Source organism: Rhodococcus sp. NS-SX18 (assembly GCF_057367935.1).
Window position 1 is genome coordinate 3,867,469 of the sequence record NZ_CM170633.1, and the last position, 11,204, is coordinate 3,878,672.

The 11,204-nt window shown below is 71.8% G+C and carries 13 protein-coding genes; 3 read left to right on the top strand and 10 right to left on the bottom strand.

Annotation, left to right across the window (positions count from 1 at the left end; all coding sequences use genetic code 11):
* Positions 1–114 precede the first annotated feature (114 nt).
* The gene (locus tag AC2IPW_RS17610) at positions 115–996 is read left to right on the top strand and encodes an EamA family transporter (RefSeq protein WP_486375284.1); all 882 of its coding nucleotides are present in this window, start codon (positions 115–117) and stop codon (positions 994–996) included.
* A gap of 25 nt (positions 997–1,021) precedes the next feature.
* Here the strand turns inward: AC2IPW_RS17610 and AC2IPW_RS17615 are convergent, their stop codons facing one another.
* Positions 1,022–2,668, bottom strand: coding sequence for an MFS transporter (locus AC2IPW_RS17615; RefSeq protein ID WP_371383512.1), 1,647 nt, complete (start codon positions 2,666–2,668; stop codon positions 1,022–1,024).
* Between the two features lie 117 nt (positions 2,669–2,785).
* Positions 2,786–3,703 (bottom strand): LysR family transcriptional regulator, encoded by a 918-nt coding sequence (locus AC2IPW_RS17620; protein WP_289381279.1) that lies wholly within the window; start codon positions 3,701–3,703, stop codon positions 2,786–2,788.
* A gap of 63 nt (positions 3,704–3,766) precedes the next feature.
* Between AC2IPW_RS17620 and AC2IPW_RS17625 the strand changes: the two genes are divergently transcribed.
* Entirely contained in the window at positions 3,767–4,204 is a 438-nt protein-coding gene (locus AC2IPW_RS17625) for a PaaI family thioesterase (protein WP_003937647.1), read from the top strand.
* A 56-nt stretch (positions 4,205–4,260) separates the two neighbouring features.
* Entirely contained in the window at positions 4,261–5,067 is an 807-nt protein-coding gene (locus AC2IPW_RS17630; RefSeq protein WP_371383496.1) for a class I SAM-dependent methyltransferase, read from the top strand.
* 32 nt (positions 5,068–5,099) lie between these two features.
* Here AC2IPW_RS17630 and AC2IPW_RS17635 read toward each other — a convergent pair whose 3' ends face one another.
* The 8 genes from AC2IPW_RS17635 to AC2IPW_RS17670 all read right to left on the bottom strand — a co-directional run bounded on the left by AC2IPW_RS17635 (position 5,100) and on the right by AC2IPW_RS17670 (position 11,189).
* Complete coding sequence (locus AC2IPW_RS17635) at positions 5,100–6,404, bottom strand: amidohydrolase family protein (RefSeq protein WP_486375285.1); 1,305 nt, start codon at positions 6,402–6,404, stop codon at positions 5,100–5,102.
* 80 nt (positions 6,405–6,484) lie between these two features.
* Entirely contained in the window at positions 6,485–6,805 is a 321-nt protein-coding gene (locus tag AC2IPW_RS17640) for a DUF202 domain-containing protein (RefSeq protein WP_371383494.1), read from the bottom strand.
* A 25-nt stretch (positions 6,806–6,830) separates the two neighbouring features.
* Positions 6,831–7,199 carry a YidH family protein gene (locus AC2IPW_RS17645; RefSeq protein ID WP_003937644.1) on the bottom strand — a complete coding sequence of 123 codons (369 nt, stop codon included), beginning with the start codon at positions 7,197–7,199 and terminating at the stop codon, positions 6,831–6,833.
* 59 nt (positions 7,200–7,258) lie between these two features.
* Positions 7,259–7,711 (bottom strand): QcrA and Rieske domain-containing protein, encoded by a 453-nt coding sequence (locus AC2IPW_RS17650; protein WP_486375286.1) that lies wholly within the window; start codon positions 7,709–7,711, stop codon positions 7,259–7,261.
* A gap of 41 nt (positions 7,712–7,752) precedes the next feature.
* Complete coding sequence (locus tag AC2IPW_RS17655; protein ID WP_486375287.1) at positions 7,753–8,316, bottom strand: DUF6529 family protein; 564 nt, start codon at positions 8,314–8,316, stop codon at positions 7,753–7,755.
* 36 nt (positions 8,317–8,352) lie between these two features.
* The gene (locus AC2IPW_RS17660) at positions 8,353–8,997 is read right to left on the bottom strand and encodes a hypothetical protein (RefSeq protein ID WP_486375288.1); all 645 of its coding nucleotides are present in this window, start codon (positions 8,995–8,997) and stop codon (positions 8,353–8,355) included.
* 88 nt (positions 8,998–9,085) lie between these two features.
* Positions 9,086–9,559, bottom strand: coding sequence for a QcrA and Rieske domain-containing protein (locus AC2IPW_RS17665; RefSeq protein ID WP_450120539.1), 474 nt, complete (start codon positions 9,557–9,559; stop codon positions 9,086–9,088).
* A 100-nt stretch (positions 9,560–9,659) separates the two neighbouring features.
* Entirely contained in the window at positions 9,660–11,189 is a 1,530-nt protein-coding gene (locus AC2IPW_RS17670) for a DHA2 family efflux MFS transporter permease subunit (protein WP_486375289.1), read from the bottom strand.
* Positions 11,190–11,204 lie beyond the last annotated feature (15 nt).

Below are 11,204 nucleotides of genomic sequence, written 5' to 3' on the forward strand. Positions count from 1 at the left end.
CAAGCTCTCATGATTGTTTTTTGGTCGGCGTCGCCCCTGCTGCCGATCGTGCTGCCGTGCGGCAACATTCGTCGCACGCGGGACGACGGATCCCCCAGACCTTCCGGAGGATGCATGAGCGGCACGGCACGGACGCCACGAGGCGGCAGCCGGACCGTGCCCGTCGCGGCCGTGCTCGGCTCGGTGCTCTCCCTGCAGTTCGGTGCGGCCTTCGCCAGCACCCTGTTCGACGACGTCGGCGCCCTCGGCACGGTCACGCTGCGGCTGACGCTCGCCGCGGCGATCCTGTGGGCGGCGGTACGGCCGTCGGTGCGGCACTGGGGCCGGGCGCAGTGGCGGGGCGCGGTCGCTCTCGGAGTGAGCCTGGCCGCGATGAACGGCTTCTTCTATGTGGCGATCGCGCGACTCCCGCTCGCGGCGGCGGTCACGATCGAATTCCTCGGACCACTCACCCTCGCCGCGGTGCTCTCCCGCCGCCCACGGGACGCGCTGTGGGTGGCACTCGCGCTGGCCGGGGTGGCCCTCCTCGGGGCGCGCGGCCTCGGCGGGGACGGCGGCGCTCTCGACCCGGTGGGGATCGGATTCGCGCTGCTCGCCGCGGCCGGCTGGGCCTGGTACATCGTCGCGGGCTCGCACGTGGCCGCCACCGTATCCGGCGCGGCGGGCCTGACCGTCGCTACCACCGTCGCTGCGGTGCTCGTCCTTCCCTTCGGTCTCGGGACCGCGGGCGCCGGCCTGGCCGACCCTGCGATCCTCGCCGCCGGAGCGGTGGTGGCCCTGCTGTCCTCCGTGATCCCCTACAGCCTGGAGATGCGGGCGCTGCGCGATCTGCCGAGAAACGTGTTCGCCATCCTCATCGCTCTCGAACCGGCCGCGGCGGCCCTGGCGGGCGCGCTGGTGCTCGGCCAGTGGGTCCAGCCCATCGCGGCGGCAGGCATCGCGCTGGTGGTCGTCGCCGGAATCGGCGCCCTGCACGGCAGCGGGGAGCCGCGCTGACCCGGCACGGCAGCAGCGAGCCGCGCTAACGGTCCACGTCGCCGGGCTGGGCCTCCGACCGGCCGTCCGCCGCCGGCTCGGCGCGTTCGTCCGCCGCCGGCTCGGCGCCTTCGTCCTGAGCGCGGTACGACGCGAGCAGCCGTCTTTCGGTGTCGCGCTTCGGGAAGGCGAAGAACACCAGGACGGCACCGGCGGCGACGACGAGAAGAGCGGCGGTGTACGCCTTCGTGTCCCCGGCCAGGAACGCTGCGCGCGCCGCAGCCATGATGGCGTCGGCGTACTGCGGATACCGCTCGGCGAGATCGGCGGCACTCGCGAACGACTTGGTCAGCGCAGCCTGTGTCTGGCTGCTGATCTCGTCCGCGTCCGGTGACGACGAGATCGCCGCCGAGATCGACGACACGTACCCGGCGGTGAGCAACGCCCCGAGGACCGACTGCATCACGGCCCCGCCCAGATCCCGCTGCAGGTCGGCGGTCGCCGACGCCATCCCGGCGCGGGTCACCGGTACCGAGCCGGTGAGCGAGCGCGAGGCGGGCGTGCCGGCGAGACCCACCCCGACCCCGACGAAGGCGTACGCGAGGGCGATCTGCCAGTAGCTGGAGGTCTCGTCCCACATCGTCAGTGCGACGGCGAGCCCGAGGAGGATGAACGCGTAGCCGAGCAGCAATGTGGTGCGGGCACCCCGGCTCTCGACCAGACGGGCCGAGTACGGAGCCACGACGAGCATGCACGCTGCGGCGGGGAGGATCGTCGACCCGGCGGCGAGCGTGGAGTAACCGAGGACGTTCTGCAGGAACTGCTGTCCGACGAACATCACCCCCATCAGGGTTCCGAACACGATGATGCCTGCCACCGCAGCCACCCAGAACGTCGGCCGCGCGGCCACCTTCAGGTCGAACAGCGGCTCGGGGACCCGCCGCTGCCGCCACACGAACACCGCGCCCGCGACGGCGGTGACGGCCGCGCCGACCAGAGCCGCCGTGCCGCTGCCGCTCTCGGGTGCGAGGTTGACCGTTATCACGAGCGCCGCCACGAACAGCACCGACACGACTCCGCCGACATGGTCGACCGGGCCGGTGGTCTCGTTGACGTGCGCGGGAATCAGCACAGCCGCCGCCACGAGGGCGACGACGGCGAGCGGCAGGGTGATCAGGAAGGCCGAGCCCCAGTAGAAGTACTCGAGGAGCAGTCCGGACAACAGCGGTCCGAGCGCGGCGATCGCCCCGCCGGTCGCCGACCACAACGCGATCGCGCGGGTCCGTGAGGCTCCGGACCACAAGGCGGTGATCAGCGCCAGAGTCGTGGGATACGCCAGTCCCGCGGCGAGGCCGCCGGCCAGCCGGGCCGCGAACAGCACCTCGACGTTCGGCGCGAAGGCCGCCAGCAGACACGCGGGTATCGACAGGGCGACACCGAGCACGAGCAACTGCTTGCGGCCGTAGCGGTCCCCGAGCGCCCCCAGGTACAGCACCGACGCGGCCAGACCCAGCGAATACCCGACCGCGACCAGGTTCAGTTCCGTCTGGCTCGCGTCGAAGGCCCGGCCGATCGCGGGCAGCGCGATGTTGGCCACCGAGAGATTGAGGTTGGCGACGGTGGCGACGAGGATCAGCGTCGCGAGAACCGCACCCGCTCGCTGCGGGCGACGATCGATCTCGGCGACCGTCACAGCCTCGGCCCGCGCGATGCGTCCATGTCTCACTCCCGATGGCAGCGTCCCCGTCTGGCAGCGTCCCCGTCGATCATGATGACGCATCCGGACGCCGGACCAGGGGCGATCGGGCGATCAGGCGCCGCGGACGATCATCCGCACCAGTTCTCCGGCCGGCCCGGCGAGCTTGCGCGGGGGGCGCCACACCGCGCGCAGGGTGCGGGCCAGATCGAGGCCTTCGACGTCGACGGCCCGCAGTTCCCCGGCCGCGACATGGTCGGCCACGGCCAAGGTGCTCAGCACGGCCGGGCCCACGCCCCCGAGCGCCGCGGTGCGTACCGCGGCGCCGCTGCCGAGTTCGAGCAGCGGTGCCGGCCGATCGAACTCGCGCAGGGCGAGGTCCAGCGTGTGCCGCGTCCCCGAGCCCTCCTCGCGCACGACGAGCGGTGTCGCGGCCAGTTCGGCGACGGTGAGCGGTCGCCGGCGTCGTGCCCAGGGATGAGCCGGCGTGACGACCACCACGAGCCGATCCTGCGCCACCGGCGTGCTGTGCAGTCCCGGTGGGACGGCGGGAGCTTCGACGAATCCGACGTGGCAGCGGCCCGCCGCGACCGCGTCGCACACCTGCCGCGAGTTGTGGACCTGCAACTGGATGTGCACGTCGTCGCGGAGACCGCGGAAGCGGCCCAGCCAGCGCGGGATGAGGTGTTCGGCGACGGTCATGCTGGCCGCCACGGTCAGTTCGGCCTGCCGGTCGCTGCGCAACGCCGCCGCGGCGTCGAGTAGTCGACGGGCGTCGGTGAGGGTCTGTCGCGCCCAGTGCGCGACGACGGTGCCCTCCGGGGTGAGCGCAGAGCCGGCGCGTCCCCGGCGCACGAGCACGGCCCCGAGCTGCTTCTCGAGGCGGCGTACCGCACGGCTGGCATTGGGTTGCGCGACACCGGCGGCGCGGGCAGCCGCCCCGAGCCCGCCGTGGTCGTCGATGCCGACGAGCAGTTCGAGGGCGGCGAGGTCCGGCCAGCGGACCGTAGGCGACGGAGGTGGCTGCGTCATGCGCGAATGATATGGCCGTTCCCGGCAGGGTGGGGCAGACTGCAGTCCGTGGAACTTCGCGGAGTGGACGACGCGGCGGCCGTGCTCGCAGCGCAACCGTTCAGCGTCCTGGTCGGCGCCCGGGTCGTCGGGTACGAGCCGGGACGTGCGGTGCTCGAGATCCCCCTGCGCCCGGAATTGCTGCAGCAGTTCGGGTTCGTCCACGGTGGAGTGCTGGCCTATGCGGCGGACAATTCCCTGACGTTCGCAGCGGGAACCGTGCTCGGATCGTCCATCGTGACGACCGGGTTCACGATCGACTACCTGCGCCCGGGTCGTGGCACGCTGCTGCGGGCCGAGGCGGCGGTCGTCGACTCGAGCCGGCGGCAGGCGCTGTGCCGGTGCGAGATCGTCGCCGTGACCGAGGACGGCACCGAGACCAAGGTGGCCGCGGCGCAAGGCGGCGCCCGGGTGATCGAGCTCGACCGCCGTTCGGGCGGGACGCCCGGATCCGGTTCGTAGGAAGCGGGGACGGTCCGCGCAGGTCGGCTCCGGAGGTCGGAGAGAGGAAGACAGCGATGACGGATCACGCCGCCGACGCCTGGGAGATCGCCGAGGCATACGAGCGCTATGTAGGCCGCTGGAGCCGCCCGGTCGCTTCGAAGTTCCTGCAATGGCTGCCCCCTGGCGGCGCGGGCGCGGCGTGGTGCGACGTGGGATGCGGGACCGGCGCCCTTGCGCACGCCGTCCTTGTCGCCGCGGAACCGGCCCGAGTCGTCGGGGTCGAGCCGTCCGAGGGCTTCGCCACGGCGGCCCGCACAGCGGTCGACGATCCCCGCTTCGAGGTCCGGCCGGGTACCGCTGCGGCGCTCCCGGCCGGGGACGGCGAGTTCGACCACGTCGTGTCCGGATTGGTGCTCAACTTCCTTCCCGATCCGCTCGAGGGTCTTGCCGAGATGCGTCGCGTCACCCGATCGGGCGGGACGATCGGCGGCTACGTGTGGGATTACGCCGAGGGCATGGAGATGATTCGCGCCTTCTGGGATGCGGCCGTCGACCTGGACGAGACGGCACGGGACCTGGACGAGGGCGTCCGTTTCCCGCTCTGCCGTCCCGGTCCCCTCCACGACCTGCTGGCGTCCGCAGGTCTCACCGGGGTGCGGATCGAGTCCCTCGAGGTTCCCACCGTGTTCGCCGACTTCGACGATTTCTGGGCACCGTTCCTCGGCGGTCAGGGACCCGCCCCCGGATATTGCCTGTCACTGCCGGCCGGGCGCCGAGCCGAGCTGCGGGCGGCACTCGATGCCCGCCTGCGCCGCGACGGAGCCGGCCGGATCGCGCTGACCGCCCGGTCGTGGGCCTTCCACGGCTCCGTGCCCGGGTGATACGGGCGTAGATCGTCCAGGCATGCCTCGCGCTATCGCGTTGTGGCGGCGAGCGTGCCGTGGAGGTAGACGGCACGGATGCGTTGCAGCGCGCGGATGTCGACGGTCACGTCGCCGTCGACGACAAGCAGGTCGGCGTCGTACCCGGTTCGGAGAGCACCTTTGCGGTCGCTGAGACCGCAGGCACGTGCTGCCCGGGAGGTCGCGGTGGCGAGAGCCGTGGTGACGTCGGCGCCGCCGACGACCAAGTCGGCGACGGCGAGCGCCAGGATGCCGTGGGCCTTCCCGTCGCTGATGCCGGCGTCGACCCCGGAAACGACATCGACCCCGGCGTGACAGAGGCGAACCGCCAACTCCTGCCGGGCTTCCCACGTCGTGCCGGTCTTCTGCAGCACGGCAAGGACACCGGGCGGCAGCGTCACGTCGGGTCGTCTTCCCAGGGTTGGGCAGACGACAATCCGGCTCTCGGCGAGGTGCCGAAGCACCGATTCGGGAAGATCGATTCCGTGCTCGGTGAGGCAGCTGCAGTGCTCGATTCCGTCGACACCGGCCGCGAGTGCCTGCCGGACGGCGGGCAGCCCGTGGGCATGGGCGGTGACAGGCAGTCCGGCGGCGTGAGATTCGTCGACCACGAGCCGAAGCTGACCGAGACGGTATTGGCAGGTCAGGACGTCGGTACCGGCGGTCATGGCTCCACCGCTCGCCATGACCTTGACGATGTCGACACGGCGATCTGCGCGTTCACGAACCGCAGCGCGGATCTCGTCGGATCGTTCGGCGGCGCCGCCCATGTGCCAGCAGTGGCCCTGGTGGGTGGTGATCGGGGGGCCGGCCGCCACGATGGTCGGACAACGCGCAGGTGATTCGTGCGCGAGGCGGTCCCGCCGGTCGACGACGGCCCAGTGTCGGTCGCCGAGGTCCCGCACGGTCGTGACACCGGCTGCGAGCTGATCGGCGAGACTGCGGTCGATGATCGCGTCGAGTTCGTCGTCGGTGAGGCCGGGGAGGCGATCGAGGGCGCCGTTGCGGGAGTCTCCGCAGAGATGGACGTGGCAGTCGACGAGCCCCGGCAGGATCGTGGCGTCGGGATAGTCGTGCAGTTGCCAGCCCGCCGGCGGCGCACATGTGGCGGATTCCATTCCGATGATGCGGCCGTCCCGGCAGAGCACCAGGGCTCCGCCGGGAAGTGTCCGCTCACCGTCGAATGCCCAGTGCGCCCGAACCGCCAGCAGGCCCTCTGCCGGTGCTGCCGGTTCCGCCGGGGCAGACTGCGGGCGCGGCGCGTGACGGCCGGTGTCGGTGGCACCCGTGGCCGTGTCGACGGCTGGTGGACGCACATGTCCACGGTAGTCTCCGGCGCTGCCGCTGTCGTCGGCTTCCGGCACCGGACCCGGGACGGCGCGCATCGGCGCGGCGCTCACACCTGCGACGTGACGATGAGCGTGGCGGCGGCGAGCGCGAGGACCACGACGGTGACGGTCAGGACGATGTTGCGCCACCAGTGGTGCCTCGCCCGTCCCTCGATGAAGCGGCTCACCCGGGCGCGGTGCTCGCGTCCGCTCGTCACGAGCAGCACGAGCGCCGGGACCAGGCACAGCAGGCCGATCGTCACCACCACGGGGGCGGGGCCGGGGGCCAGGCGCAGAAACAGCAGGACCACCGCTCCCAGCCCGGTCGCCGTGCGCAGCCACGCGAGAGTGGTGCGCTCGGGCTGCAACCCGGGGTCGTCGTGTCTCATCGTCGGCCGGACCGCGGCGGCGCGCTCATACCAGGAGAGCCACGGTGAGGGCCAGAGCCCCGACCGCCAGCATCGCCGCCAGCAGGAAGGCGATCCGCGGCGGCGGCAGGGGGCGTTCGGTCCGCATCGCGGCCTCGATCTGCAGCCAGCGCCGCAGGGCGGCGATCACCAGGACCGCAGAGAACACGAGCAACGCACACGACAGTGTGGTCCGCACCACCGGTCCCACGACGTCCCCGGCGAAGGTCTCGAGCGCGACGGCCGCCGCGATGACGCCGAGCGCGGTGCGGATCCACGCGAGGAACGTGCGTTCGTTGGCGAGAGTGAAGCGGGCGTCGGGTTCGCCGCCTTCACGCAACGCCCGCGGCCGCCAGTCGCGCAGAGGTCCGATCACGCAATCGACCCTATCCCGGTGCCGCCCCGGGCGATCCGGCGGCCGGACGGCGGACCCGATTACGCGAGCGTGATCTCGCCGTTGTCGACGGTGACGGCCCTGCTCTCGAGGGGACGCGCGGCAGGGCCGTTCGCGACGGTGCCGTCGAGGTTGAACCGGCTGCCGTGGCAGGGACAGTTGATCGTGCCGTCCTGCACGGCCGCGACCGTGCAACCCTGATGAGTGCAGATCGCGCTGAAGGCGAGTACCTCGCCCGCGACCGGCTGGGTCACCACGACCTTCTGATCGGGGAAGACCTGCCCCCCGCCGACGGGGATGTCGGCGACAGCCGCAAGCGGTTGTCCTGCGGACGCGCCGGCCGGGGTCCCGCTGCCGGCATCCTGCGCTGCGGAGGTCTGCCCCGAGGCGGGCTCGTCGCCGTAGGTACTGCAGGCCGCGGTGGCAGCGACGGCGGCCACCCCGGCCCCCAGCAGCACCGTACGGCGGCTGACGGGAAACTGCTCGAGATCCATTTCCGGCTCCGATCGTGGGAGGGACACAGTGGGTTGGGGCGTCAGAACGCGATGCCCGTCGTGCGGAAGAAGTACAGCGCCGAGGTCGTCCACACGACCACGATCGCCGTGAACAGGACACCGCCGGCCAGGGGAACCGCCCATCCCGGCAGGCCCCGCCGGCTGAGGAGCAGCATCTTGGTCACGAACGCCCCGTAGAGGAGGCAACCGGCCAGCGAGTGCCACAGCACCCGCGGCTCACCGGTGCGGAAACCGAGCGCATACAGGCAGTGCACGGCGACGGGGACGGTGGCCAGCACGGCGAGGCGACCCGACCACACGTGCAGGGTCCCGATCCAGCTCGGCGCGCGCAGTCCCGGCAACCGTCCGTACATCCCGGCCGCCGAGACGAGTTGCACCAGTGCCAGCACACCGGCGAGGGTCGCCAGCCACGTCTTGACGGCGGTCGGGCTGGAGAACCCGGCGACGTTGATCGAGAAGAAGGTGGGCTCGTGCACGCTGCCGTAGACACCGAGACCGACCGCGACGAGGGCGCCCACCAGGAATGCGACGATCACCGGGGTCGTTCGCGGCGGCGCGGTGGGATGGACCTGCGGTGTGCTCATCCGTCCTCCTCTCGGCGTCACCACCCGGTGGCACCGTCAGAATGTGTCGCTGCCGGACACCGGGTCCGCGGTCACGATCTCCCCGTCGACGACCGCCGTCCCGTCCGGCGCGAGGGCAGGGGCGGGTGTGGTGCCGCCGTCGCCGCCGCGGAGCACACCCGTGACGGTCCCGTCCTGCGTGACGATCCAGCTCGCCCGGACATCGCCGACGTTCGCGAGGTAGAGGCCGGCCGGAGGTTCGGCCGGCGCGGCGTCGAAGGGCCAGCTGCGGTCACCGAGCCACAGGGTGCCGCGCACCGTCTCGCCGTCGAACTCGCCGTCGAGACGGGCTCCTTCCCGGCCCTCGAGGTCGAGCCGGCCGGCGTCTGCGTCGCCGGCCAGCCACGATTCGATCGCGCTGCCGTCGCACGCGTACGCGACGGCGTCCCCGCCCTCGACGGCGATCGCGAGCGTGAGCGTTCCGGTCGCGACGGGGATCTGTCCGACGTAGGTGGCCTGCGCCGGGAATTCCACTGCGGCCGGGGTCGCTGTCGTCGTGGTGGTGGGGTCCGGCGCCGCCGTCGCGGCGGGACCCGGGGCCGGCGTCGCGCCGTCGTCCTCCTTGGAGACATTCACCGCGAGCAGCACGGCGGCGAGGACCACCACCGCCGCCAAGGTGATCAACGGCCCCCTGCGCACCATGGGTCCCCTTTGCCGGTCAGCACTTCAGGGATGATGTCGCGGTCGAATCTACTCCGGCCTCCCCCGTCCGCTCAGCGGATCGCGCGGATCAATCGACGACGACGTCCGCACCGCGGGCCCCGGCCGGCCGCGCCTTCAACGGCTTGCGGGCGGGACCTCTGCTCACGGTCCCGTCCAAGCGGAACCGGCTGCCGTGGCAGTCGCAGACGATCTCGTCGGCCTCGACACCGGTGATGTTGCACCCCGAATGCGTGCACAATGCGACGAACGCCCGGTAGTCCCCGGCGACGGGTTGCGTCACCACCAGACGCCTGTCGGCGAACAGGACGCCGCTGCCCACCGGGATGTCGGCCGCGGCGGCGACGACCGCGGCATCCGGACCGGGCTCGGGCGGCGTGGTCGGCGCGGCGGGGGTGCTGTCGGTTTCCTCGGTCTCGGTGCCGCACGCGGACAGGACCGCGGCGGCGGCGACGGCGCCGGCCCCGCCGAAGAGGGCGCGGCGGCACAGGCGCGGCTGTCCGCCCGTCGGCGCGGGGCGTCGGTCGGTGGGTTCGATGCTCATGAAAACGTCCGTTCGGGTCGCCGTCGTGGTGCCGGAACGAGGTTAGCCGCAGACATGCGGAGGGGCCGCGACGTACGTCACGCCCCCTCCGACGGGTGGTTCAGTGGACGACGACCGGCTGCAGTCCCTCTCCTGCCGGATACTTCGCGCGTGTGCGCGGCAGGAACAGCGCGGGGATCACCGCGAGCGCCATGAGAACCGTCGCGACGAGGAACGTAGTCGCGAAGGCGTCGGCGAGCGAGGTGAGAATCGACTCCTGGACCGGTGCGGGCATCTGGTCGAGCGCCGCAGGGTCCATCTGCCCGCCGCCCTCGGGCGCCCCCGCCGGGGTCGCGAGGCGGCTGCTCAGGATCACCGACATGGTCGCGGTGCCCACGGAACCGGCGGCCTGCTGGACGATGTTCATCAGCGTCGACCCGCGGGCCACGCTCTGATGGGTCAGCGTCTGCAGGGCGGCCGTCATCGTCGGCATCATCGTGGCGCCCATTCCCATGCCCATGACGAACAGCGCGCCGAGGAGCAGGACGTAGGAGGTGTCCGTGCCCACCTGCGTGAAGACCGCCATGCCGAGCGTGACGAGGGTCAGGCCGACGAGCACGATCTTCCCGGGACCCATCCGGTCGACGAGCCGGCCGGCGATCGGCATGGTGAGCATGGCGCCGAGGCCCTGCGGTGCGAGCAGGATGCCCGCCGCCAAGGTCGACTCGCCCCGCACCTGGAGGAAGTAGCTGGGGAACAGCAGCCCCGCGCCGAAGAACGCGATCGCGAACACCGACATGGTGAGCACCGCGAACGTCAGCTGGCGGTTGCGGAACAGGTACAGGTCGATCAGCGGGTTCCGGGCGCGCAAGGCGTGGAACACGAAGGCGACGATCAGCGCGACGCCGATCACGCCCGGAACGAGGACCCGCGTCGCGGCGACGGTGCCGACCTCCGGAATGGAGGAGACACCGAACAGGAACAGCGCCAGCCCCGGCGACAGGAGCGCCATGCCCACGAAGTCGAAGGACTCGGACCGGCTCGGGCGGTCCTTGGGCAGGATCACCACGGCGGCGACGAGCGCCACGACACCGATAGGCAGGTTGATCAGGAAGATCCAGTGCCAGCTGGCGGTGTCGATCAGCCACCCGCCGAGAATCGGGCCGCCGATCGGGCCCAGCAGCATCGGGATGCCGAGCACCGCCATCACGCGGCCGACCCGGTGCGGGCCCGCCGCGTGGGTCATGATCGTCATGCCCAACGGCATGAGCATGCCGCCCCCGAGGCCCTGCACGACCCGGAATGCGATGAGCGAGGTGATGTCCCACGCCATGCTGCACAGCACGGAGCCGGCGACGAACAGGACGAGTGCGGCGACGTAGAGGCGCTTGGTGCCGAACCGGTCCGCGGCCCAGCCCGTGAGCGGAATCACGCTGGCGAGGGCCAGCGTGTAGGCGGTCATCGTCCACGCGACGGTCGCGTAGCTGGAGTCGAACTCCTTCATGAACGTCGGCACGGCGACGGAGACGACGGTCACGTCGAGGATCGACATGATGGCGCCGAGCACCACCACCGAGGCGATCTTCAGAACTGCCGCGTCGAGCTTGTCGCTCACCGGCGCGGCGGCCGGGCCCGCATGGGGGGCTGTCATGGGTAGGTCCTCTCG